The following is a 23,772-nucleotide window of genomic DNA, read 5'->3' as shown; positions in this document are numbered from 1 at the left end:
GCCAGCAGGATATGAGCGGTCTGTTCACAAGCTTATCAACAAAGTTATCCACAGCATCTGTGGATGCGGCCAAATTTCCCTTAGAAAATCGACTCTTAGCGAATTTCCTTACATTGGTTTGGGAAATGTCTTTTTTTATTGGCGGCAAGTCTCTGCCTACGGTTGCCGAGAACCCTGGCAACCGCTAAAGTTTAGCGTTTAGCTAAAGCTTTGGAGAATGTTTCGTGTGGTCAATCATTGAAGCGGCCGGTTGGCCGATCTGGACCATCATTCTGGCCTCGGTCATTTCGCTGGCCATCATCTTCGAGCGACTGTTCAGTTTGCGCGCGTCGCTGATCGTACCGGATGGCCTGCTGGCGCAGACTGTAACCGAATATCGTCGGGTTGGCGCCTCGGCCGACCTGCTGCAATTACTCAACAACCATTCACCGCTGGGCAAGCTGTTCGCTGCTGGCCTGCGTAATGTCAGCGTCAGTCGCGAGGTGATGAAAGACGCCATCGAGGACGAAGGCCGCGTGGTGGCGCATCAACTGGAACGCTTCCTGAATACGCTGGGCACCATCGCTGCCATGGCCCCCTTGCTGGGCCTGCTGGGCACGGTGATCGGCATGATCGAGATTTTCGGTTCGCAGGCTCCAGGCGGTTCATCCAATCCGCAGCAACTAGCACATGGTATTTCCATTGCACTGTACAACACGGCTTTTGGCTTGATTGTGGCGATTCCCAGCATGATGTTCTATCGCCATTTCCGCGCTCACGTGGATGGCTTGCTGGTCGAAATGGAATCCCAGGCGGTGAAGCTGGTGGAAGTACTGCATGGCGAACGCCAGAATGGCAGCAAGTCATGAATTTTCGTCGTGGACGGCAACGCGAGGAGCCGGAAATCAACTTCATTCCGATGATTGACTTGCTGTTGGTGATCCTGATTTTCCTGATGGTCACCACCACTTATTCAAAATTTGCCGAGCTGAAGATCAAGCTGCCCAGTGCTCAGGCCGAAACCAGTCAGCCTGTGGCTACCGAGATCACGGTAGCGGTGGCGGCTTCCGGTGAGATGGAAGTGGCAGGACACAAGCTGGCGGCCGGTGACAAGTCGGCCTTGCAGGTGCAGTTGCGCGATGCGGCTGCCGGCAAGAAAGACCCGGTGATCATCATCAACGCCGATGCCAAGGCAACTCATCAGTCGGTAGTGAGTGTCATGGAGGCCGCCCGGGCTGCTGGCCTGACCCAGCTGACTTTCGCCACGCAAAACAGCACACCGTGAGTCGTCTCAGCCAACGTATCGAACGCCACTGGTATCAAGCTGTATGGTGGCTGACAGCCCTTCTGGCTCCGCTGGAAGGGCTGTTTGCACTGGTGTCGGCATTGCGGCGCATGGCTTATCGCTTGCGGCTGCTACGCAGCCATCAGCTGGCGGTGCCGGTGGTGGTGATCGGCAATATCAATGTGGGTGGCGTCGGCAAAACACCGCTGACGCTGAGCCTGTTGGCCAGTTTGCAAGCCCAGGGCGTGCGCGTGGGGGTGGTCAGCCGTGGTTATGGCGGCATGCACCAGCAGCCAACCCTGGTGAGTGCGGACTGTAGCCCGCAGCTGGTGGGGGACGAACCTCTGCTACTGGCCGCCAGTGGTGCTCCGGTGGCGGTGGGGCGAGACCGGGTGGCCGCTGGCCAGCTGCTCTTGCGTGTTCATCCCGATTTGCAGCTGATCCTGACCGATGACGGCCTGCAGCACTACCGGCTGGCGCGTACGCTGGAAGTAGTGGTGCTGGATGGCGGACGCGGTCTGGGTAATGGCCATCTGCTGCCGGCTGGCCCGCTGCGCGAACCGGCCTCCCGTCTTGCCAGCGTGGACGCTGTGGTAGTGAATGGCGTCGCTTCATCCCTGCCGCTGCCAGCTGCATTGCCCTGCTTTCAGATGCTACTGAGTGCAGAGCGCCTGGTGTCACTGGCTGATCCGGCACGGAGTCGCAGTGTGGCTGATTTCGCAACCGAGCCGGTGCTGGCACTGGCAGGTATCGGTCATCCCGAGCGTTTTTTCAACACCCTGCAAGGCCTGGGATTTTCCCTGCAGCACTGCCTGAGCTTTCCTGATCATCACGATTTCAGCCCGGCAGATTTGCCTGCGGGCGACAGCCCGATCATCGTCACCAGCAAAGATGCGGTGAAATTACGGCGGGTGATTCATGATGCGGCGCAGCGTGCTAGACTATGGGTCTTGCCGGTTACGGCACAGCTGACGCCAGATCTGGCGAGCTGGCTACTTTCCCGATTGAAGATAAGACATGGACGCTAAATTTCTGGACATTCTGGTGTGCCCGCTGTGCAAAGGCCCGCTGGTATTCGACAAGGCCCAGCAGGAACTGATCTGCAAGGGTGATCGTCTGGCTTTTCCGGTACGGGACGGCATCCCGATGATGCTGGAAACCGAAGCGCGCGAACTGCCGCCGGAAGAAGAAGTGAAATGAGCGGTTTTGCCGTCGTCATTCCCGCGCGCATGGCCTCCAGCCGTTTGCCGGGCAAGCCTCTGGCTGATCTGGCCGGCAAGCCCATGGTGGTGCGGGTGGCCGAACAGGCGGTAAAGAGTGCCGCTACTCAGGTGGTGGTGGCTACCGACCATGCCGATATCTTGCAGGCCTGCACTGCACATGGCATTGCCGCGGTAATGACGCGTGTTGATCACGCCAGCGGCACTGACCGCCTGGCGGAAGTTGCACAGCAGATGCAGTGGGATGCCGCGCAGATCGTGGTGAATGTACAGGGCGACGAGCCCTTGATTGATCCGGCACTGATCGACCGTCTGGCCGCACTGATGGCCGAGACCAAGGTGCCGATGGCCACCGTGGCCCACCCCTTTCATGCTGCACAAGACATGTTTAATCCCAATGTGGTCAAGGTTGTGCTGGACCACGCTGGGCGGGCCCTGTATTTCAGCCGGGCGCCCATCCCCTATGCCCGTGACGCGTTTGCACACGATACAAGCGTCTTGCCAGCCGACCTACCGGTCTTGCGGCACATCGGCATGTATGCCTACCAGGCAGGCTTTTTGCAGACCTATAGCTCATTGAGCCCGGCACCGCTGGAGCAGTTCGAAGCACTGGAACAGCTGCGCGTGCTGTGGCATGGCTACCCCATCATGGTGGCCACGGTGAGCGAAGCACCCGCAGCCGGTGTGGATACGCCGGAAGACCTGGAACGGGTGCGTGCCGTACTGGCCGGGCGCTGAGCGTCTGGCAAGGCCGCAGCAGAAGACGGCCGATGAACACCAAACACAATAAACGACATACAAACTGACGGGAGTAATTATGCGATTGATTCTGTTGGGCGCTCCGGGCGCTGGCAAGGGCACTCAGGCCAACTATATTCGTGAACAGTTCGGCATTCCGCAGATTTCCACTGGCGACATGCTGCGTGCGGCGGTCAAGGCCGGTACTCCGCTGGGCCTGGAAGCCAAGTCCATCATGGATGCCGGCGGCCTGGTGCGTGATGACATCATTATCGGTTTGGTGAAGGAACGTATCGCCGAAGCCGATTGTGCCAACGGTTTTCTGTTCGACGGTTTCCCGCGTACCATTCCGCAAGCTGAAGCCATGATCGCTGCCGGCGTGGACATCGACTACGTAGTCGAGATCGATGTACCGGATGCGGCCATCGTCGAGCGCATGGCTGGCCGTCGTGTGCACGTGACCTCCGGTCGTACCTACCACATCACCTTCAATCCGCCGAAAGTAGCTGGTAAGGATGACGAGACCGGTGAAGACCTGATCCAGCGTGATGACGACCACGAAGAAACCGTGAAAAAGCGTCTGGCGGTATATCACGAGCAAACCGAAGTGCTGGTGGGCTTCTATGGCGAACGCGCTGCCAGCGGCGATGCCAAGGCTCCCAAGTACGTCAAGATCGATGGTACCCAGCCGGTAGATGTGGTGCGCGGCAATGTATTGAAGGCGCTGGGCGCCTGAGCTGCAGACTGAGCTGTTGATGAAACAAAGCGGGCTGCGGCCCGCTTTGTTGTTGCTGTCGCAGCATTTTCGCCTTGCCCGAGCTTGTATTGCAATGAATTGACGCTATCTTGCTGGTATACATTGGAACTGTGATGGTGTTTTGCTTGCCCAAGCTTGTCCCGGATGGCCGCTTTGGTTTTGCCGGATGCCCAGCCGGGCAAGAGAAAGAGGTGTTATGTATTACGGAGAGCGCTTCAACGGGATTTCCCACCTGGTGGGCACCGTGCTGGCCATTACCGGGCTGATCAGCCTGGTGTATGTGGCGGCCGAGCAGGGCGATCCCTGGAAAATTGTCAGCTTCAGCCTGTACGGTTCTACCTTGGTGCTGCTGTATCTGATTTCCACGCTGTATCACAGCGCCAGAGGGCGGGCCAAGGCTATTTTGCAGAAGTGCGACCATTCGGCTATCTATTTGCTGATTGCCGGCAGCTATACGCCGTATTGCCTGGTTACCTTGCGCGGAGCCTGGGGCTGGACATTGTTCGGTCTGAGCTGGGGTCTGGCCATTTTCGGCATTATCCAGGAGTTGACGCTGGGACGGCGCACCCGGCTGCTGTCGATGATTTTGTATGTGGTGATGGGCTGGCTGGTGGTGATTGCCATGCAGCCGCTGATTGCTGCGATGTCCTGGGGCGGACTGTTCTGGCTGGCCCTGGGTGGCCTGATTTACAGCGTGGGGATTTACTGGTTTCTCAATGACGAGAAAATCCGCCATGGCCACGGTATCTGGCACTTGTTTGTGCTGGGGGGCAGCATCTGCCAGTTTGTCAGCGTGATGTTTTACGTGGCCTGATTATTAGCGCCTCCAGATCATGACAAAGCCGCCACAGCGCATGCTGCTGGCGGCTTTGTCATGGAATGGCCTTATAGCTCGAAGGGTAGTCGTCCTTCTTCCACCATATCGCACAACGCACTGACGACGACCGGGTCAAACTGGCTGCCTGCGCGGCTGCGGATATAGTCCAGCGTTTCCGACAGCTCCCATGGTTCCTTGTAGGGTCGCTTGTTCAGCAGGGCATCAAATACATCCACCACCGCCACAATACGAGCAGAGAGCGGTATTTGCTGCTCTTTCAGCTTGTTGGGGTAGCCATTGCCATCGAAATGTTCGTGGTGGCCGCCGGCGATTTCAGAACCAAGTGACAGATAGCTCTGGCCTTCCACCATTTGTGCCGATTTGGCCAGGATGCTGGCACCAATGCCGGCATGTTGCTCCATGATGCGCCGTTCGTCGGGGTCCAGTTTGCCGGGTTTGAACAGAATGTGATCCGGCGTGCCAACCTTGCCGACATCGTGCAGGATGCTCGCCATACCTACCATGTCCATGAATTCGGCAGAGAGCAAGTCCAGATACTGCCCGCGCTGGCGGATTTCGCCGGCAATGGCATCGGTGAGCTTCTGCACCCGCAGTACGTGAGCGCCGGTATCGGTATCACGGTATTCGGCCAGGGCTGCCAGGGCTACCACGGTGGCTTCCTGCGAGTGGCGTAGCTGATTGTAGAGGTAGAGGTTGTCGTAGGCCGAGGAAATGCGCTGGCAGAATACCTCCAGCAGATTGCGTTCTACATCGTCCAGCGGCCAGGGTGGAGTGAAGTGCACGGCAAATTCGCGCCCGTTTTGCGCGGTAATGCACAGCACATCATAGGGATGCTGGTAGATGTTGTGTTTTTCCTGCAAGGCCTGCCGGATGGCGCTTGCCAGTTCCGGGTAGTCGTCCAGGCTGCCGCTTTCCAGCAGACATTCATAGGCGCCGGCGGCGGCCAGGATCTCTAGTTGCGGCCGGCCCGTCATGTCCGGCGTGCTTTCCACGCAGAGAATGCCATCGGTGCCGACATCCAGAATGGCGCTGATCTGTTTGAGCACGCCAGAGGCGAACTCCTTCAGCGAGAACATCTGGTAAAGATCGGCAGCCCCTTCCAGAATCTTGGCCAGACCCTGGCGGTTTTTCTCAATGGTAATCAGGTTTTCGTAGGCCCGCAGCGAGGCAATGACGGTGGTGAACAGCTTTTGTACCGTCAGCTCGGTCTTGGTCTTGTAGTCGTTGATATCGTAATTGAGGATGACCTCCTGCTCCGGTGCCTGGCCGGGTTGGCCAGTGCGCAGCACGATACGGGTAGTGCTGATCTGCAGTTCCTCACGGATATTACGGACCAGTCGCAGGCCGGCGTCATCGGTTTCCATCACCACATCCAGCAGGATCAGTGCTACATCGGCATGCTGTTGCAGCATCTGCAGGGCCTCGGCTGCAGAGTAGGCACTGAGCAGCTCGAGTGCGCGATCCTTGTAGCGGATATTGCGGATGGCCAGTGCCGTGGCGCTGTGGACATCTGGCTCGTCATCCACGATCAGGATTTTCCATGGATGTCTGTACTGGGGTAAAGGCTTGCACTGGTCTGGTGGATCATCATCCAGCAGCCAGTCGTCGTCATTTACTTGCTGCTGGCTCATTGGTTGAACTCCTTGTGCTGGATTTCAGGGGCGATGCAGGGAATGGTGATGATGAAGCTGCTACCTTTGCCGACTTCACTATGCACTTCGATGATGCCACCCAGACGTTGCCGAATGATGTTGTAGACGATATGCAAGCCAAGACCGCTGCCACCGCTGCCACGGCGGGTGGTAAAGAAGGGGTCGAAGATGCGGCTGAGGTTTTCGGCAGGAATGCCCTTGCCGTTATCCTCAATGCTCAGCTTTACATTATTGTTGCTGCTGCGTTCGGCATGGATGCTGATGGTGCCGCCGGGCTTTTCATCAAAGCCATGCACGAGTGCATTGACCAGCAGGTTGGTGATCACTTGCGACACCGCGCCCGGATAGCTGTCCAGCAACAGGTCGTCTTCGCAGGAAATGTCGATGCTGGTCTGCGAACGCTTGAAGCGCGGTTTGAGGCTGGTGACGATCTCACTCAGATAGTCATTCAGCTGGAAGTCGCGGCGCTGCTCGCTGGTTTGATCCACGGCCACCTGCTTGAAGCTGTGGATGAGGTTGGCGGCGCGTTCCGCATTGGACAGAATCAGTTCGCAGCATTCCTTGGCGGTATCCAGATAAGCCTGGAAATCACTTTTCTTGATGCCGCCGTTATCCAGTTTTTCCGTGATATGCAGGGTCGTGGTGGCCAAGTGCGACGCTGTGGTCAGGGTAATGCCCACCGGCGTGTTGATTTCGTGGGCAACGCCAGCCACCAGGCTACCCAGCGAGGCGAGTTTTTCAGCCTCGACCAGGGTTTGCTGGGTCTGCACCAATTGGCGCAAGGCCAGTTCGGCATTGTCTTTTTCCAGGCGGGCCTGCGCCTCGGCCGTCGTGCGCATGGCGAGGTCGGCCGAAATACGGTCGACAATACGGTTGAAGCTACGGGTGACTGCGCCGAACTCATCCTGGGTTTGCTGCGAAATGCGGGAAGACTTGGCATCGTCACTGCTGGCCGCACGATTCAGCGCATCTTGTAGCCGTTTGAGCGGATCAAAAACGAAGCGGTTCAGGTTGTAGGTCATCACGAAGAAGATCAATACATCCAGGACCACGATTTCCAGCAGGATTTCCAGCAAGTGCACCAGTTGGCGGTGTTCCAGCTGGCTGCGCGACAGATAGAGGGTGGCGGTACCGAGCTTTTCACGATTCTGGTAGATGATGGGTAGGCTTAGCACATCATCGCTACTGGGCTTTTCCGATGGTGCCATGTCGCGCAGGGTGTTGCTGTCGCTGCGAATGCGGCCGATGTTGAGCCCTGCATCCCCGGTAATGCGGATGGCCACTACCGAGTTCCAGCCTAGTTCGGCATCCAGTGTCAGACGGGTATAGGAGTCATCCATCTGCCAGACGCCATGTGGCAGGGATAAGGAAAGCCGCGCCTGTAATGAGGCGCGTTGTGCTTGGTAGTCTGCTTCGTCCTGGCTGCGGTTCTGGTTATACGACAACAGACCGGTGATCGCCACGATCACGGTCACCCCTATCATCAGCCAGAGCCGGAGCTTTGATTTAATACTGTTCATTGCTTTTATTATCCCTCTTACCCTGTTTGAATCCTAGAAACTCAACCCGGGAATTGCCACAACTGTTTGCTAAGCATGTTGGCATCGCAGTCTGGAGCTGTCACGGCTATCGTGCGTGATGGGGATAATTTAATGGTTTATGTTTGCAAATGGCAGCACAACAAGCAGGTACTCGTTGAGAAATGCGGTTTTTTTGCACTGTAGTTCAGTTTCAATCAGTTCCCGCATATAGCGTGGGAACTGATTTAAAGGACAGTTTTAGTGAATTTTCCCCAGTTTCTGCAGCAGTAGTCCGCCCAGAATCAACCCCAGCCCGATCAGTGTGGAAGGCAGGATAGGTTCGCCAACAATGAAATGGATCAATCCCAGTGACAGCAGTGGTGACAGGAAAATCAGATTGGCGATGCGCGCAGTGCTGCTAGTGAGCTTCATTGCACTCAGCCACAGTACGAAGGTGAAGCCCATCTCCAGCCCGCCGACATAGGCCGCACCAGCCAGTCCTTGCCAGGCCACAGGTTTGAGCTCGCCGCTAAAGGCACAAAAAGCCAGTGTCAGCGGCAGGGAGAGCAGGAAATTGAGTGTGAGTCCGATGACGGGTTCGCGTTGATCGCGGGCATTGAAAATCCAGTAGCCGGCCCAGAGCAGGGTGGAAGCCAGGGCGAAGCCAACACCCTTCAGGCTGGAAAAATGCAGTTGCAGCAGCTGGCCGTGGGTGCCGATGACCAATACACCCAGATAGCAAATCACCGCGGCCAGGATGTCATGGCGGCTCAGCTTGTGTTTGAGCAGGGGCACTGACAGCAAGGTCATGGTCAGTGCCCAGGTGTAGTTGATGGCCTGTGCTTCTTGCGCCGGAAGCAGGGCGTATGCCTGGAACAGAATCAGGTAGTAGGCGAGCGGATTGACTGCACCCAGCAGCAGTGAGCGACGCCAGTGTTGGCGCAGGGCGGGTAGCAGGCTGGCAAGACGACCTTGCCACAGCAAGATGGAAAACAGACTTAGCGTCGAGGCAATGCTTGCATACAAAACGAGCTGTGCAGGTGACAGGTGCTGCAAGCTGATTTTGAAGGCAGCGGCGACTGTAGACCAGGCAAGAACGGCAGAAAGCCCTAGCAGGTAAGCTTTTTTTTGTTGAGGCAAGACAAAATTCTCCACCATATTGGTGGCTCATTTTACATGCGGCTAGCGTGCTGTGCGAATCGTTATTGTATACAAAAAGGCGGTTAAAACTGCGGGGGCTAAAGCAGGCGGTTCAGCCAGTGGCTGCAGCGCTGGCTGGTGGCCGATGCGGTCAGGCCAATAGGACCACCTGCCTGTTGCTGGTATTCATCACCGGCCAGTCCGTGTACCCGCGCAGCCAGACTGCTGGCGGCATGCGCATCCATGCCCTGTGCCAGCAGCGCGGTGATCAGTCCGGTCAACACGTCTCCTTGCCCGGCGGCAGCCAGTGCCGGACCACCACTGGTATTGAGCAGATAGGGCTGGCCAACGCTCACGATCAGGCTACCGGCACCTTTGAGCAGCACGGTGCACTGGAAACGCTCGGCCAGCTGACGTGCGGCGGCCAGGCGGTCGCTTTGCACGGTGGCGGTTGGGCAAGCCAGCAGGCGCGCTGCTTCTGCCGGGTGGGGTGTCAGTATGGTGGCGGCCGGACGCTTGGCCAGTGTGTGCTGCAGGTCGGCATTGCTGGCCAGCAGGTTCAGAGCATCGGCATCCAGCACCAGTGGCAGGGGGCTGGCCAGGGCCAGCTTGAGCCATTGCTGGGCCGGTTTGTCCTGACCCAGGCCGGGACCAAGCGCCAGGACGTCGGCGGTAGGCAGCGGCATGGCCGGATCGGCATGTTGCAGCATCAGCTCCGGACAGATGGGGTCGACGGTCAGGCTGCCATCCAGTGTCAGTACATGCACTTTGCCGGCTCCTGCAGCCAATGCTGCGCGGCCAGCCAGCAGGGCAGCACCCAGCATGCCGCGATTGCCGCCAATGATGCATAGCGTGCCATTGCTGCCTTTGTGGCTGTCGCGTTGGCGTTGCAGTGGGCTGGCATCCTGCCGGTTCAGGTAGCCCTCGGCTGACGGAAGCAGTGCTTGCGGGCAGTCGAGTGCGGCCAGTTCGATTTGGCCTGCATGGTCGGCACCCGCAGCAAAGAACAGTCCCGGTTTGTGGCAGAGAAAGGTCAGCGTATGACTGGCGCGGATGCAGGCTTGTTGTGCCTGCCCGGAGTAGGGGTCCAGTCCGCTCGGGCAGTCGAGGGCCAGTTTCAGGCAGTCCAGCTGATTGAGCTGAGTCATGACGGCGGCCCAGTCAGCTGACAGCGGGCGGCTGAGGCCGATGCCGAACAGGCCGTCGATCAGCAGGTCTGGCGTCGGGTAGTCACCTGCCAGCTGCTGCAGCGGAATCCCGCCAGCCTGGCGTATGGCATGCAGTGCAGCCAGGCTTTGTAAGCTGGTGGCGGCTTGCGGTAGCAGGATGTCCACACTGTAGCCAGCCTGCATCAGTAATAGGGCAGCATACAGCGCATCTCCGCCATTATTGCCGGGGCCGGCTGCCACCAGGATACGGGCATCGCTGTCCAGTTGTCGTCTCACCCAGTCGGCGGTGGCGCGGGCGGCGCGTTGCATTAGATCCAGCCCTTGCAGCTCGGCTTCGGTTTCCAGCCGACGCAGGGCCGGCAGACTCCACAACGCGTTTTCCCGCATGGCTTACTCCTTGTGCGATTCACCCCAGCGCGGCATCAGCTGATGGGGAATGCGTAGCTGATCCAGAATACGTGCCACGACAAAATCCACCATGTCATCGACGCTAGCTGGATGGGTATAGAAGCCTGGCGATGGTGGCAGGATGACCACGCCCAGCCGTGCCAGTTGCAGCATGTTTTCCAGGTGGATGACCGACAGCGGGGTTTCGCGCGGTACCAGGATCAGTTTGCGACCTTCCTTGATGCTGACATCGGCCGCCCGCTCAATCAGATTGTCGCTCATGCCATGAGCAATGGCAGCCAGGGTGCCCATCGAACAAGGGCAGACTACCATGGCATCTGCCGGATTGGAGCCAGAGGCGACCGGGGCAAACCATTCTTCACGGCCAAACACTGCCAGCTGTTCCGCTTGTGCGCCGGTGCGTTCGTATAGCCATTGCTGTACCTCGGCAGGGCGCGAGGGCAGTTGCAGATTCATTTCCTGCTTGGCCACCACTTGGGCGGCTTGTGAGTACAGAACCCACACGCGGATGCCGGCGGCGATCAGTGCATCGATCAAGCGCAGGCCATAGGGCAGACCGGAGGCTCCGGTCAGGGCGACGGTAACGGTTTTGGGTATGGACATCAGCATCTTCCATGGGCAGGGATCTTGCCGATGCTGTGGGCAGGATCCGTAATGGCCGGGAGGTAGGGGGGAGCAGCCAGTGCCAGGCTCAGGCTTCGCGAAACAGCTGGCGGTGGCGCAGCAGCACCTGCTCTGCAGGAAAGGCCCGAGCCAGTTGTTCGGTAATGTAGACCGAGCGGTGCTGCCCGCCGGTGCAACCAATCGCCACTGTCAGATAGCTGCGGTTTTCACGGCTGAATTCCGGCAGCCATTTGGCCACCATATGACGAATGTCTTCGGTCATTTCTGCTACCAGCGGATGCTGCAGGAAAAAATCGACAATCGGCAGATCCCGGCCGGTCAGAGGACGCAGGGCAGGGTCGTAATAGGGGTTGGGCAGGCAGCGCACATCGAAGACATAGTCGGCATCCAGAGGGACGCCATGCTTGAAACCGAAGGACTCGAAGATGATGGTCAGCCGGCTGCTATCGGCTTCTACCAATTCCTTGATCCAGCTTTTCAATGCATTGGCGGACAGCTCGCTGGTATCGATGCGAATGCCCATTTCCTGGATAGAGGCCAGTAACTCCTGCTCCAGCCGGATGCATTCCTCTACGGTGGAGCCACTGCCGGACAAGGGGTGGCGACGGCGGGTTTCGGAAAAGCGCTTGACCAGGGTTTCCGGCTTGGCTTCCAGAAATAACAGCCGTACATCCACGCCTTGCTGGCGCAGCTTGTCCACTTCCTGTGGCAATGCACCCAATGAAGGGCTGGAGCGGGTGTCCACGCTAATGGCGATCTGCTCGTAGCCGTAGTCGGCATACAGCGACATGGCTTCATGCAGCATGGTGGCCGGCAGATTGTCCACACAGTAATAGCCGGAGTCCTCCAGTGCGCGCAGGGCGATGGATTTGCCGGAGCCGGACAGGCCGCTAATCAATATCAGGCGCATTTTCCTGATCTCTGAGGAAGTTGGTATGGCGTTCGATGAATTCACGTGTACTGTCGATGCCACGCAGTTGCAGGATGTAATTGCGTACTGCCGCTTCCACCAGCACGGCCAGGTTGCGGCCGGCAGCCACTGGCAGCACCACCTTGCGTACGGTCACCCCCAGAATGTCCTGGGTTTCGGACTGGATATTCAGTCTATCCAGCGCCTGCATGGCCTGGTCGTTGGCCTTGACCAGATGGATGATCAGTTTGAGCACCTTTTTCGGCCGGACGGCGGTTTCACCGAAAATGGTACGGATATTCAGAATGCCTAGGCCACGCACTTCCAGAAAGTCGCGCAGCAGCGGCGGGCAACGGCCTTCCAGCGTTTCCGGGCCGATGCGGTAGAGTTCAACTGCATCGTCAGCCACCATGCCGTGACCGCGCGAAATCAGTTCCAGCGCCAGTTCGCTCTTGCCCATGGCCGAGTCGCCCATGATCAGCACGCCGATTTCCAGTACATCGAGAAAAACGCCATGCAGCACCGTTGAAACCGCCAGCGCGCGCGCCAGATAGATGCGCAACACATCCATCAGGTAGGGGCTTTCCAGCGGTGTGCTCATCAGAGGCACATTATGGGTGTGGCAGTAGTCGCGCAGCAGCTTGGGAACTTGTTGACCATTGGCCACCATCACCACCGACATCGTCTTGTGGAATAGCTGATCCAGTGCGGTCTTGGCTGCGGACTGTTCTAGCCGGTTCAGGTAGTCGACTTCTGCCAGGCCCAGCACCTGTACGCGGTTGGGGTGGATGAAGTTGAGGTGACCAACCAGTGCCAGCGTGGGGCGCTGCTCGTCATTGCCGATGGGGCTGTCGGCACCACCAGTACCGGCCACCCAGGTCAGGTTGAGCTTTTGCTGATTGTCCTGATACAGCCGGCGCACGGTGATACTAGGCATTATTGGTATTCCATGCGGTGAGCAGCTGGTAGAGCTCGGCGCGGTTGGTGGCGGTCAGCAATTGTTCACGCAGCTGTTTGCTGGAGAAGAGCTGGGCCAGTTCCGACAGTACCTGCAGGTGCAGATCGGTGGCTTGTTCGGGTACCAGCAGTACAAACAGGCTTTGTACCGGCTTGCCATCCGGGGCATCGAAGGGGATGGGGTTCTTCAGCCGGATGAATACGCCAGCGGCTTCCTTCAGACCACGGGCACGGCCATGCGGAATGGCGACTCCCTGACCCAGGCCGGTGGAGCCAAGCTTTTCCCGGGCAAACAGGCAGTCGAAAATTTCACTGCGCGCAATGCCGTGGGTGTTTTCGATAAGGAGGCCCACCTGCTCGAAGACGCGCTTCTTGCTGGCGACATCCAGGTCCGGGAGGATGTGATCCTGTGTCAGGATTTTGCCGATCAGGCTCATAGGAGTGTGTGCACGCGGCTACAAAAACTGGCCAATTCTACGTTGCCTTCATCAAAATGAAAAAGGCTCCGTGCAAATAAAAACGGGAACCCGCTGGGTTCCCGCATCGTCGGTCAGATGATTACAGGGTGGCTTCCGGTTGAACCTGCGGAGTCACGCGGTGTTCGCTCTGTTTTTCCTTGTGCTTGAGTACCTGTCGATCCAGCTTGTCCATCAGCGAGTCGATGGCAGCGTACATGTCGGAGTCGGTGGCTTCTACGTGGATGTCCTTGCCGGAAAGGTGAACGTTGACTTCCGCCTTTTGCACCAGCTTGTCTACCGACAGGGTGACGGTAACGTCGATAACGTGATCGACATGGCGGGTGACACGTTCCAGCTTGCTTTCCAGAAATTCGCGGAGGGCCGGGGTTACTTCGAGGTGGAGACCGGTTACTTTGAGGTTCATACCCTAACTCCTTCTTGTGTTGACTGCCCGGTCGGGTCGGCCGGGCGAGCGGATATTCTTCAAGGCGTCCTACAGTGCCTTGCGCAGGTTGACCGGTGGAATCTGCATAGCTTCACGATACTTCGCAACGGTACGTCTTGCAACCTGCATGCCCTGTTTACCCAATTCGTCGGCGATGGCGCTGTCGGAAAGTGGCTTGGCTGTATTTTCGCCGTCTATCATGCGGCGGATATGGGCCTTAATGGCAGTGGCTGAGCATTCGCCGCCACTATCGGTTTCCAGGGAACTGCCGAAGAAATATTTCAGCTCGAACAAGCCACGCGGGCAGAGCAGATATTTCTGGGTGGTTACCCGGGAAATGGTTGATTCATGCAGCTCCAGCTCGTCTGCGATATCGCGCAGGATGAGCGGGCGCATGGCCACTTCTCCGTGTTCAAAGAACGCTTGCTGCCTTTCGACTATAGCTTCTGACACTTTCAGGATAGTGTCAAATCGTTGCTGGATGTTTTTTACCAGCCATTTTGCTTCCTGCAGGCGGCCGGAAAGCTCGCCTGCGCCGGCACGGTTTTCCGATAGCATCTGGGCATACAGCTGATTGACCCGCAGTCGTGGTACGGCTCCGTTGTTGAGTTCGGCCACCCAGCGGCCGCGGCGTTTGCGGACAGTGACATCGGGGATGACGTAGTGCACGTCATCGCCACCGAAACCGGCTGCCGGATGAGGGGTCAGTCGGGCGATCAGTTGCTGGGCCTGGCGGATGGCGGCGTCGTCGACACCGAGTAGGCGTTTGAGCCGGGTATAGTCGCGATTGCCCAGCAAACCGAGGTGTTCTGCCACGATCTTGCGTGCCAGTGCATGGCCGTTTTCCTGCTGGGGCAGGCGGTCAAGCTGCAGGCAGAGCGATTCGGCCAGCGAGCGTGCGGCGATGCCGGCCGGGTCGAACTGCTGCAGCAGGCGCAGGCCAACCATCAATTCGTCGCTTTCCAGTTCCAGTTCAAGCGGTAAATGGCTGGCCAGTTCGTCCAGATCGATGCTGAGAAAACCGTTGTCGTCCAGTTCTTCGATCAGCAATTGCACGATGGCTTGATCGCGGGTGGGCAGCGTCAGTTCGCCCAGCTGGGCCAGCAGGTGCTCGCGCAGGCTGATCGGGCAGGGGACGTTGAGCATGGGGTCGAACTCGTCGTCGCCGTCGTTGCGGCGGCTGCCGCTGCCCCAGTCGGTGAGTTCGCCGCTGCTGTCGTCGCGCTGGTTGCTGTCGTTGTCAGTGCCGTCGGAGGAGGTGGGGCTGTCCTCTGTCGCTGCAGGTGTGTCGCTGCTGTTGCTTTCTTGCGCCGGGGTATCGTCGCCACGTTCCAGCATGGGGTTGTCCAGCAGGAAGCGCTCGACTTCGGTTTGCAGGTCGAGCGTGGACAGCTGCAGCAGTTTGATCGACTGCTGCAGTTGTGGCGTAAGCGTGAGTTGCTGCGAGACCCTGAGCTGTAGTGACTGTTTCATGGCTTACAGGTGGAAGTGTTCGCCAAGGTAGACCTGGCGCACTTTCTCGTTGTTGACCAGCTCTTCCGGTTCGCCGGAGGCCAGTACTGAGCCGTCGCTGATGATGTAGGCGCGGTCGCAGATGCGCAGGGTTTCCCGGACATTGTGGTCGGTAATCAGCACGCCGATACCACGTTGTTGCAGGAAGGTGATGATTTTCTGGATGTCGATCACGGCAATCGGGTCGACGCCGGCAAAAGGCTCGTCCAGCAGGATGAAGCGCGGACGGGTAGCCAGTACGCGGGCGATTTCCACCCGGCGTCTTTCCCCGCCGGACAGCGACAGGGCATTGCTTTCGCGCAGGTGGGCGATATTGAGGTCGTCCAGCAGCAGGCTCAGTTCCTTCTCCAGCTTGTCACCTTTGTAGCCGGCGATTTCCAGCACGGCGGTGATGTTTTCCTCCACCGTCATCTTGCGGAAAATCGAGGCTTCCTGTGGCAGGTAGCCCAGGCCAAGGCGGGCGCGCTGGTGGATGGGCAGGTGGGTGATGCTGCTGCCATCCAGGGTGATTTCACCCTCATCGGCACCGATCAGGCCGACAATCATGTAAAAACTGGTGGTTTTGCCGGCGCCATTGGGGCCGAGCAGGCCGACTACTTCGCCGCTCTGGATCTGCAGGGCGACATCCTTGACGACGGTACGTTTCTTGAAGCGCTTTTTCAGCCGCTCGACTTTCAGAATGCTGGGGCCGCTCATGGTGCGTTTCCGTCGGGTTTCTTGGCGGCAGGGGCTGTGGTGTCCCTGGGCTTGGGCTGAATGATGGCGGTGACGCGGCCGCCATTGCTGCTGGCGCCGCTGCTGACTTCATACAGCTCGGTTTCGGTGTTGTAGGTGATTACGTTGCCGATGACTAGGTCGTTGCCGCGTTTGACACGGGCATTGCCGGTGAGGACAGCCATGTGGCTGACGGTGTTGTAGTCCAGCTGGTTGGATTGGCCTTCAATCCACTCATTCTTGCCGTCGAGCTTCTGGCGGAAGGTGACCTGGCGGCCGGTGGCCTGCATGGTCTGGTTGCCCTGTTTGTCCTGGGTGACAGTGGCACGGTCGGCATTCAGCTTGAGGGTGCCCTGCACGATGATGACATTGCCTTGCCAGACGGTAACACCTTTGAGCTGGTCCAGGTTGCCGCGATCGGCACTGATTTCAATGGGTTTGTCGCGGTCGGCTTTTTCCGCATGTGCGCTGTGGCCGGCACACAGGGAAAGTACCAACAAAGCCAGGCGGGCGTAAGTGCGGCATTTATTTTTCATAAGTGACCTTTGCATTGGACAGCAGCTGCAATTGGCCGGTCTGCTGTTCATAAATGAAGCCGACGGCACTGCCGCTCGACTTGCCGTAATAGAAGTGGGTCAGCGTGGCGGATTGGGCGACGTGGCGCACGGTATCGATACGCATATTGCTGCTGATTACGCGGGTTTCTGGTTGGGCTGTGCTGGCCGGCTGGATCAGCGTGACTTTCTTGTCAAACAGCGCCTGTCTGGTTTTGCTGTTATAGCGCCCGCTTTCGCCAATGGCATGGTAGGCCAGCACACCGTTCTTGTAGCTTTGCAGGTCGGGCGTTTCGAAATAGGACTCGGTGCGGTCCGGGTACTGCCACATGCGGCTGGCGATCATTTTTTCCTGCAGCATGCCCTTGGGGTCGTAGCGGGTGGCGACGACGCCATCTACCACCACTTCTGGTTTGTTGGGATCGAGTTCGCGCTTGCTGGGTTCCCAGCGTGAGACTGTATCCAGCCATACCGTGAGCAAGCCGGTGATCAGCACGAGCAGGATGGGAAACAGCCGGTGCGAGCGAATCATGCCAGATACCTGGCGAGGATGGCATCGAAGTTGCCCTGGGCTTGCATGATGAGCTCCGCCAGCTCACGCACTGCGCCCTGGCCTCCGGGGAAGCCGGTAACGTAATGGGCGTGCTGGCGCACCAGGGTGGGGGCGGCCGGTACGGCGACGGCCAGCCCGACACGGCGCAGCACCGGCAGGTCGATGAGGTCGTCACCGATGAAGGCGCATTCTTCCAGCGTGACGCCGGCCTGTTCCAGTAGCTGGTTCAGCGCTTCCTGCTTGTTGTGGATGCCGCCAAAGTAGAAGTCAATGCCCAGTGCCTGGGCACGATGCTCGACGCAGCGGTCGGCCCGGCCGGAGATGATGGCCAGCCTTACTCCGGTGGACTGCAGCAGCTTGAGGCCCAGCCCGTCTTGTACGTAGAAGGATTTGCTTTCTTCGCCCTGGGCGTTGTAGTAGATGCGGCCGTCGGTGAGGACGCCGTCTACATCCATGATCAGCAGCTTGATTTTGCGGGCTTGTTCGGTGATGGCTTGCATGGGTTTCCTTGTGGGCGTGCTAGCGGGGCTAGACCACGCCGGCCTTGAGCAGGTCGTGCATGTGGATGGCACCGGCCAGTTTGCCGTCAGCGTCCACTACCAGCAGGCTGGTGATGCGCCGCTGCTCCATCAGGTGAACTGCCTCGGTGGCCAGCTTGCTGTGCAGGATGGTTTGCGGGCTGGGGCTCATCACCTGGTTGATATTCAGGTCGTAGATATTGCCGGAATGTTCCAGCGTGCGGCGCAGGTCACCATCGGTATAGATGCCGCAGATGGTATTGTCTGCGCTGGCAATGGCCACCATGCCCAGCCGCTTGTGCGACATTTCCAGCAGGGCATCTTTCAGTGTGGTGCCGGGAGCGACGCGCGGTAGCTCTTCACCGCTGTGCATCAGGTCTTTGACGTGCACCAGCAGGCGGCGGCCCAGGCTGCCTCCAGGATGGGACAGGGCGAAGTCTTCCGGGCCGAACTGGCGTGCGTCCAGCAGGGTAACGGCCAGAGCATCACCCAGTGCCATTTGCACGGTGGTGCTGGTGGTGGGGGCCAGGCCCAGCGGGCAGGCTTCCTTTTCCACCTGGGTGTCCAGCAGGATGTCGGCTTCCCGTCCCAGCGAGGAGGCCGGATTGCCGGTCATGCCGATCAGTACCAGGCCCTTGCGCTTGAGTGCGGGCAGCAGGGCGACTACTTCGCCGGATTCGCCGGAGTTGGACAGGGCGATGACCACGTCCTGCGCGGTAATCATGCCGAGGTCACCATGAGCGGCTTCGGCTGGATGAACGAAGAAGGCCGGGCTGCCGGTACTGGCCAGGGTGGCGGCAATCTTGCGGCCGACGTGGCCGGATTTGCCCATGCCGGTCACCACGATGCGGCCGGTGCAGGCCAGAATGGCCTCGACTGCCCGCAGAAAGTCGCCGTTCAAGCGGCGCGACAGTGCCAGAATGGCGTCGGCTTCGGTTTGCAGCACTTCGCGTGCCAGGTCGAGTCGTGATGTTGCTTGAGCATTTTCCATGGGGCAAAGTATATCAAAGGTTATAATCGGTGGAGTCACAAGCTGGTGCATCTTTTGCTTGTCTGCTGATTAACAATCATTGCGCGGCAGCGTTTTAGCCATTGTGGCGACTGTTTCATCCCAGGGTCGGGCGCGATTTTATCTTTAAGAGTCCGGCTGGCCTTGTCAGCATCATGTCCCTTTACTTTCTTGCCCGCTTTTACAGGAGATTGTCGCACCAATGCATTCGCTTGCTCCCATTGTGCTGGTTCTGCTGGCCGCCGTACTGTCCGTTACCCTGTGTCGCAGCCTGCGGGTGCCGCCGATGCTGGGCTATCTGGTGGTGGGCTTTCTGGCCGGCCCCGGCGTGACCAGCCTGATTCCGGATGGCGAGGAAACCCAGTTTCTTGGTGAGATCGGCATTGTCTTCATGATGTTCTCCATCGGGCTGGAGTTTTCCCTACCCAAACTGCGGGCGATGCGGCATCTGGTGTTTGGGCTCGGGCTGGCCCAGGTGCTGGCGACCATGCTGCTTATTGCGCTGGTGATGGGCTGGTTGTCCGGCTCGGCGCTGTCCGGTTTTGCCGTGGGTGGTGCGCTGGCGATGTCATCCACCGCCATTGTTAGCAAGCTGTTGACCGAGCGGCTGGAGCTGAATCAGCAGCACGGCCAGTTGGCGATTGGTGTGCTGCTGTTCCAGGACATTGCAGTGGTGCCCTTGCTGATTCTGCTGCCGGCCTTTGCCGGGGGCAGCGAAACCCTGTGGATGGATCTGGGACTGGCGGCGGTGAAAGTGGTGGTGGTGATGGCACTGCTGCTGTTCTTTGGCCAGCGTCTGGTGCGGCCGTGGTTTCATCTGGTGGCGCGCCAGCGCTCCGGCGAGCTGTTCATGATCAATGTGTTGCTGATCACCCTGGGAGTGGCCTGGCTGACCGAGTTGTCCGGCTTGTCGCTGGCGCTGGGGGCTTTTGTGGCCGGCATGCTGATTTCCGAAACCGAATACCGCTACCAGGTGGAAGAGGATATCAAGCCCTTCCGCGACATTCTGTTGGGTTTTTTCTTTGTTACCGTCGGCATGCGCTTGCAGTTATCGGTGCTGTTCGAGCGCTTTGGCGAAGTGGCGCTGATGCTGGGCCTGCTGTTGCTGGCCAAGCTGGCCATTGTCTTCGTGCTGGGGCGTTTGCTGCGCCATCAGCCCAACCATTCGATGCGTGCTGGCCTGGCGCTGGCGCAGGGTGGTGAGTTCGGCTTTGTGCTGCTGGCGCTGTCCGGCAACCTGGGGCTGATTGCCGAAAGTACCGAGCAGGCCGCCATTGCCGCCATCTTGCTGTCTATGCTGGTGGCACCGTTCATGATCATGCATGGCGAGGCCATTACCCGCCGGCTGGTGAAGCAGGACTGGATGATGCAGGCCTTCAGCCTGCACCACTTGCTGGTGGAGAGCATGGGCAAGTCCGACCATGTGTTGATTTGCGGCTATGGCCGTAGCGGTCAGGCGCTGGCCCGTTTGCTGGAAACCGAAAGCATTCCCTTTTTTGCGCTGGATATGGACCCGGAGCGGGTACGCGAGGCGGGTGAAGCTGGTGACCCGGTGGTGTTCGGCGATGCCGGCAAGAAGGAAGTCTTGGTGGCCGGTGGCCTGATGCGCGCCAAGGTGGTGGTGGTGACGTTTGCCGATACTCATGCCGCCTTGCGTATTTTGCATACGGTACAGGCCGCCAGGCCGGATCTGCCGGTGATTGTGCGCACAGTGGACGACAGCGATATCGATTTGCTGCGCAAGGCCGGTGCCGACGAGGTGGTGGCCGAGGTAATGGAAGGCAGCCTGATGCTGGCCTCGCAGGCGTTGATGGTGCTGGGCGTGCCGCTGAACCGGGTGCTGCGCCGTATCCGCTCGGTGCGGGAAGAACGCTACAACCTGTTCCGTGGTTTCTTCCGTGGTGCCAGTGATGATGCCGAGGGGCTGGACGAGGCGCTGGTGCCGCGTTTGCTCAGCATTCAGGCTTGCCCCGGTGCCCATGCCATTGGTCGGCCATTGGGTGAGCTGCATCTGGAAGGGCTGGGGGTGGAGGTGAAGTCGGTGCGCCGTAACAGCATTCGCCGGCTGGACTTTGATGCTGATTTTGAAATCGATGCCAACGATGTGCTGGTACTGCTGGGTACACCAGAACAGCTGGCGCTGGCCGAGGCGCGCATTCTGGAAGGCTGAGCGGCCACCGCTCTTTGCTCATACGAACAAGGCCGTGTCATTGACACGGCCTTGTGCTTGTCTGCCCGGCCTGCTGGCTCAGGGCAGAATGGTGGTGATCTGCTTTTTCAGCTCTTGCTTCAGTGCCTGCTGCTTTTCGCCTTCGGTCTTCTTGCCCTTGACCATGGCGTTGAAGTCCAGCGCATACACTGGTGCATTCAGCGGGCCAGTAATCTTCAGCGGCACGTTGACCCCCTTCAGCCGGCTGAACTCCTGCGGGTTAGCCTCGACATCCATGGTGTAATCGACGATGTTCTGCGTCAGGTCGACCTTGCCCGAACCCTTCACGTTCACCAGCTGCGAAGCCAGCTGCATGTTCTGGCTGCGGGCCACACCCTTGTCCAGCCGGAAGCCGGTTGACAGGGTGGAGAAGGTGGTTTTCTGATCGGCCTGGGCCTGGGTATTCCACTCTTTCAGCTCGGCTGGCAGGTTTTTCAGTGCGGCAACCAGGTCGATGCCGGACAGCGCGCCCTTGTTCAGGCTGGTTTCCACCGTGCCGGTCAGCGTATTACGCAGATCGATGAAGGACTTGCCATCTGCACTGATGTTGATCTGGCCATTGCCCTTGCCATCCAGACGGCTGAAGTTGAACAGATCGACCAGTAGCGGACGGATATTCATGTCCTTCAGCGTCTGCTTGACCTCGAGGTGCGGCGTGTCGCGGCGCGCCAGCAGGATATCGCCCTGCAGACGACCCTGGTAGATGTCGGCCGACATCTGGTCCAGCTCCAGTTCGCGTGGATTGATACGCACGCTGGCGCTCAGATTGTTCATGCGGAAACGGCCCATGGCCAGTTCACCGATGGCGATCTTGCCGGTCAGGTCGAAATAGTCGAGCCAGTCGAGCGGAATCGGCTTGCTGTTCTGGAAGATGGCTACCGGGTCGCCCTTGCTTTCCGGCAGATAGCGGTTGAGGTCGAGTTTGCCGACCGACAAGGTGGCTTCATGGCGCGGTTTCATCAGGCCGAACTGGCTTACCGTGACCGACAGGTCGGAGCCATCCAGTTTGCCCGCCACGCGCAGATTCAGCCGCGGCTCGTCCAGATCGCCATCCAGCGCGCCTTCCATGCTGGAAAACAGCTTGCCGCGTGGCAACAACGGCGTGGTGAGCGTGGCCGTCATGTTCAGTGGTTGCATGCGCAGCTGCTTCATGCCCATCAGCGCCAGTGGCGCATCCAGCTTGAAGTTGAGCCGGGTATCGCCGGCCTGCCAGTTGAAGTCACCCTTGACCTTGTCCGCCGCCAGTCCGCCCTCGGTAAACTTGAGGTTGTCCAGGCCAGCATCCAGCTGGTACTGGCTGTGGGCATAGCTGAGCTTGCCACCCAGGTGGGCGGAAGGCATGGAAACTTCATTGAAGCTGGCGTTCAGCTCCGGCACTTTCAGCTCCAGCTGGCTGCTGGGGCGTTCGCTGCTGAAGTTGAAGCTGAGATCCTTGCCGGTAGTTTGCAGGGTGGCGAAGTTCAGTTTGTACTGGCCAGTGGCGGCAAATTTGCTCTCCCCTAAGCCGGGCAGTTCGGATAGGGCAACGGCATCCACTTTTTCCAGGCTGACCTGATCGTCCTGAATGGTGAGCGGGGTGCTGATGGCCAGGCGGATGGGGCGTTTGCCATTGCTGAGAATAGCCGCAGCGCTCAGGTTGGCGCTGCTACGCAGGTCGTCGGCGTCCAGGCTGATGGTATCCAGCTTCTGGTCATTGCCGCTTACCCGGTCGGAGTAAACCAGCGTACCTTCGCGCACCAGCAGGCTGTCCAGCTTCATGCTGACATTGCCTGGGGTATGGCGCTGAAACAGGTCCATGATCGACAGCCGGCCATCGGTGGCGCGAACGATGCTGGCGCTGACGCCATGTAATTCCAGCGCCTTGATTTCGCGGTTGCCGGTTAATAGCGGCAGCCAGGCCAGATACACGTCCAGCTGTTCTACCCGGGCAAAGGGCAGGCTGCTGCCGGGTTCACTGATGGTGAGCTGGTGAATGCTGAGGCCGGGCGAGGGGAACAGCGTGGGGCTGATCTTGCCTTCCACCACCACCTGGCGCTGGGTATCGCGCAGTGAAGCGGCGAGGGTGGTCCGAATCGACGCTTCATCGAATTTCCAGAAAATCAGTGCCTGGATGATGACAAACAGCGTCAGCAGCGTCGTTGCGCCGTAGACCGAGATACGAAGCCATAGCCGGCCGGAGTTCCATTTCATGAGTGCGTCTTCGGGGGGCTCAGCAGGATGATGTCGTTTGCAAGCATGGTGTGGCTGACAGGGGCTTGGCAGCCGCTTGCCCAAGTTTGGCGAAGCCAAAATATTACCGGGGAAGCGGTATTTGTAAAGCGTGAATTTTAGCATGCTTTGGCTGGCTGGCCGTAATCGGCGGGCCACTGGCGGGGAATCGGCCGTGCCGTGGCTGGCCATGGCGGGATTTTCGCTGAGTCGTGGTCAGTCAGGTGGCGGCCTTCTTGCCGCAATACGCCGCTGGCGCGATGCATGAAAATAAGCTGTACGGGCAGGCAAGCAGCCCGCAGATTCAGGCGATAGCGTGCTGTCGGCATGAGCCGCTTCAGACTAGGTGCGAGGGGATTTCCACGGCAATGGCTTTGTTGGAAATGGCTGCTGCC

24 protein-coding genes are annotated in these 23,772 nt (G+C 59.0%); 8 read left to right on the top strand and 16 right to left on the bottom strand.

All coding sequences use genetic code 11. The features are described from left to right. The first annotated feature begins 224 nt into the window (after window positions 1-224). The 7 genes from H2Z84_RS11255 (at window position 225) to trhA (ending at window position 4,793) form a co-directional block, all read left to right on the top strand. Entirely contained in the window at window positions 225-848 is a 624-nt protein-coding gene (locus H2Z84_RS11255; RefSeq protein WP_181836052.1) for a MotA/TolQ/ExbB proton channel family protein, read from the top strand. Beyond that, complete coding sequence (locus tag H2Z84_RS11250; RefSeq protein ID WP_181836051.1) at window positions 845-1,264, top strand: ExbD/TolR family protein; 420 nt, start codon at window positions 845-847, stop codon at window positions 1,262-1,264. Before H2Z84_RS11255 ends, H2Z84_RS11250 begins: the two co-directional genes overlap by 4 nt. After that, window positions 1,261-2,292 (top strand): tetraacyldisaccharide 4'-kinase, encoded by a 1,032-nt coding sequence (gene lpxK / locus H2Z84_RS11245; protein ID WP_181836050.1) that lies wholly within the window; start codon window positions 1,261-1,263, stop codon window positions 2,290-2,292. The genes H2Z84_RS11250 and lpxK overlap by 4 nt, the downstream gene beginning before the upstream one ends. After that, on the top strand, window positions 2,282-2,464 hold the full coding sequence (locus H2Z84_RS11240; RefSeq protein WP_103524896.1) for a Trm112 family protein: 183 nt from the start codon (window positions 2,282-2,284) through the stop codon (window positions 2,462-2,464). Before lpxK ends, H2Z84_RS11240 begins: the two co-directional genes overlap by 11 nt. Continuing rightward, window positions 2,461-3,222 carry a 3-deoxy-manno-octulosonate cytidylyltransferase gene (kdsB, locus tag H2Z84_RS11235; protein ID WP_181836049.1) on the top strand — a complete coding sequence of 254 codons (762 nt, stop codon included), beginning with the start codon at window positions 2,461-2,463 and terminating at the stop codon, window positions 3,220-3,222. Before H2Z84_RS11240 ends, kdsB begins: the two co-directional genes overlap by 4 nt. 79 nt (window positions 3,223-3,301) lie before the next feature. Continuing rightward, entirely contained in the window at window positions 3,302-3,958 is a 657-nt protein-coding gene (adk, locus tag H2Z84_RS11230; RefSeq protein WP_181836048.1) for an adenylate kinase, read from the top strand. Between the two features lie 217 nt (window positions 3,959-4,175). Continuing rightward, window positions 4,176-4,793 (top strand): PAQR family membrane homeostasis protein TrhA, encoded by a 618-nt coding sequence (gene trhA, locus H2Z84_RS11225; RefSeq protein WP_103524899.1) that lies wholly within the window; start codon window positions 4,176-4,178, stop codon window positions 4,791-4,793. Between the two features lie 71 nt (window positions 4,794-4,864). Here trhA and H2Z84_RS11220 read toward each other — a convergent pair whose 3' ends face one another. The 15 genes from H2Z84_RS11220 to H2Z84_RS11150 form a co-directional block, all read right to left on the bottom strand. Next, window positions 4,865-6,448 carry a DUF3369 domain-containing protein gene (locus tag H2Z84_RS11220; protein ID WP_181836047.1) on the bottom strand — a complete coding sequence of 528 codons (1,584 nt, stop codon included), beginning with the start codon at window positions 6,446-6,448 and terminating at the stop codon, window positions 4,865-4,867. Continuing rightward, window positions 6,445-7,989 carry a sensor histidine kinase gene (locus tag H2Z84_RS11215; protein ID WP_181836046.1) on the bottom strand — a complete coding sequence of 515 codons (1,545 nt, stop codon included), beginning with the start codon at window positions 7,987-7,989 and terminating at the stop codon, window positions 6,445-6,447. The genes H2Z84_RS11220 and H2Z84_RS11215 overlap by 4 nt, the downstream gene beginning before the upstream one ends. A gap of 258 nt (window positions 7,990-8,247) precedes the next feature. Further along, on the bottom strand, window positions 8,248-9,147 hold the full coding sequence (locus H2Z84_RS11210; RefSeq protein ID WP_258869374.1) for a DMT family transporter: 900 nt from the start codon (window positions 9,145-9,147) through the stop codon (window positions 8,248-8,250). 80 nt (window positions 9,148-9,227) lie between these two features. Next, a complete protein-coding gene (locus H2Z84_RS11205) occupies window positions 9,228-10,685 on the bottom strand; it encodes an NAD(P)H-hydrate dehydratase (protein ID WP_181836044.1) in 1,458 nt (485 codons plus the stop codon). Window positions 10,686-10,688: 3 nt separating this feature from the next. Further along, window positions 10,689-11,309: a flavin prenyltransferase UbiX gene (locus H2Z84_RS11200; protein ID WP_181836043.1), complete on the bottom strand. Its 621-nt coding sequence runs from the start codon at window positions 11,307-11,309 to the stop codon at window positions 10,689-10,691. 88 nt (window positions 11,310-11,397) lie between these two features. Next, window positions 11,398-12,240 (bottom strand): RNase adapter RapZ, encoded by an 843-nt coding sequence (rapZ, locus tag H2Z84_RS11195; protein WP_181836042.1) that lies wholly within the window; start codon window positions 12,238-12,240, stop codon window positions 11,398-11,400. Further along, window positions 12,221-13,177 (bottom strand): HPr(Ser) kinase/phosphatase, encoded by a 957-nt coding sequence (gene hprK / locus H2Z84_RS11190; protein WP_059287117.1) that lies wholly within the window; start codon window positions 13,175-13,177, stop codon window positions 12,221-12,223. Before hprK ends, rapZ begins: the two co-directional genes overlap by 20 nt. Continuing rightward, window positions 13,170-13,634 (bottom strand): PTS IIA-like nitrogen regulatory protein PtsN, encoded by a 465-nt coding sequence (ptsN, locus tag H2Z84_RS11185; protein ID WP_181836041.1) that lies wholly within the window; start codon window positions 13,632-13,634, stop codon window positions 13,170-13,172. Before ptsN ends, hprK begins: the two co-directional genes overlap by 8 nt. Window positions 13,635-13,755: 121 nt before the next feature. Continuing rightward, the gene (hpf, locus tag H2Z84_RS11180; RefSeq protein WP_103524906.1) at window positions 13,756-14,079 is read right to left on the bottom strand and encodes a ribosome hibernation-promoting factor, HPF/YfiA family; all 324 of its coding nucleotides are present in this window, start codon (window positions 14,077-14,079) and stop codon (window positions 13,756-13,758) included. 69 nt (window positions 14,080-14,148) lie between these two features. After that, complete coding sequence (locus H2Z84_RS11175) at window positions 14,149-15,573, bottom strand: RNA polymerase factor sigma-54 (protein WP_181836040.1); 1,425 nt, start codon at window positions 15,571-15,573, stop codon at window positions 14,149-14,151. A 3-nt stretch (window positions 15,574-15,576) separates the two neighbouring features. Further along, entirely contained in the window at window positions 15,577-16,308 is a 732-nt protein-coding gene (lptB, locus tag H2Z84_RS11170) for an LPS export ABC transporter ATP-binding protein (protein ID WP_124643064.1), read from the bottom strand. Then, window positions 16,305-16,862, bottom strand: coding sequence for a lipopolysaccharide transport periplasmic protein LptA (gene lptA, locus H2Z84_RS11165; RefSeq protein ID WP_181836039.1), 558 nt, complete (start codon window positions 16,860-16,862; stop codon window positions 16,305-16,307). The genes lptB and lptA overlap by 4 nt, the downstream gene beginning before the upstream one ends. After that, window positions 16,852-17,412, bottom strand: coding sequence for an LPS export ABC transporter periplasmic protein LptC (lptC, locus tag H2Z84_RS11160; protein ID WP_181836038.1), 561 nt, complete (start codon window positions 17,410-17,412; stop codon window positions 16,852-16,854). Before lptC ends, lptA begins: the two co-directional genes overlap by 11 nt. Further along, window positions 17,409-17,933: a KdsC family phosphatase gene (locus H2Z84_RS11155; RefSeq protein ID WP_181836037.1), complete on the bottom strand. Its 525-nt coding sequence runs from the start codon at window positions 17,931-17,933 to the stop codon at window positions 17,409-17,411. Before H2Z84_RS11155 ends, lptC begins: the two co-directional genes overlap by 4 nt. 28 nt (window positions 17,934-17,961) lie before the next feature. Beyond that, on the bottom strand, window positions 17,962-18,942 hold the full coding sequence (locus H2Z84_RS11150; protein WP_181836036.1) for a KpsF/GutQ family sugar-phosphate isomerase: 981 nt from the start codon (window positions 18,940-18,942) through the stop codon (window positions 17,962-17,964). A gap of 220 nt (window positions 18,943-19,162) precedes the next feature. Between H2Z84_RS11150 and H2Z84_RS11145 the strand changes: the two genes are divergently transcribed. Further along, a complete protein-coding gene (locus tag H2Z84_RS11145; protein ID WP_137009337.1) occupies window positions 19,163-21,130 on the top strand; it encodes a monovalent cation:proton antiporter family protein in 1,968 nt (655 codons plus the stop codon). Window positions 21,131-21,208: 78 nt separating this feature from the next. Here H2Z84_RS11145 and H2Z84_RS11140 read toward each other — a convergent pair whose 3' ends face one another. Beyond that, on the bottom strand, window positions 21,209-23,359 hold the full coding sequence (locus tag H2Z84_RS11140) for an AsmA family protein (RefSeq protein WP_181836035.1): 2,151 nt from the start codon (window positions 23,357-23,359) through the stop codon (window positions 21,209-21,211). Between the last annotated feature and the right edge of the window lie 413 nt (window positions 23,360-23,772).

Origin of the sequence: Aquitalea aquatica (assembly GCF_013911085.1) — a bacterium.
GTDB lineage: Bacteria > Pseudomonadota > Gammaproteobacteria > Burkholderiales > Chromobacteriaceae > Aquitalea > Aquitalea aquatica.
The sequence above is the reverse complement of the archived record's forward strand: the minus strand, read 5'-3'. Positions and strand labels throughout refer to the sequence as shown.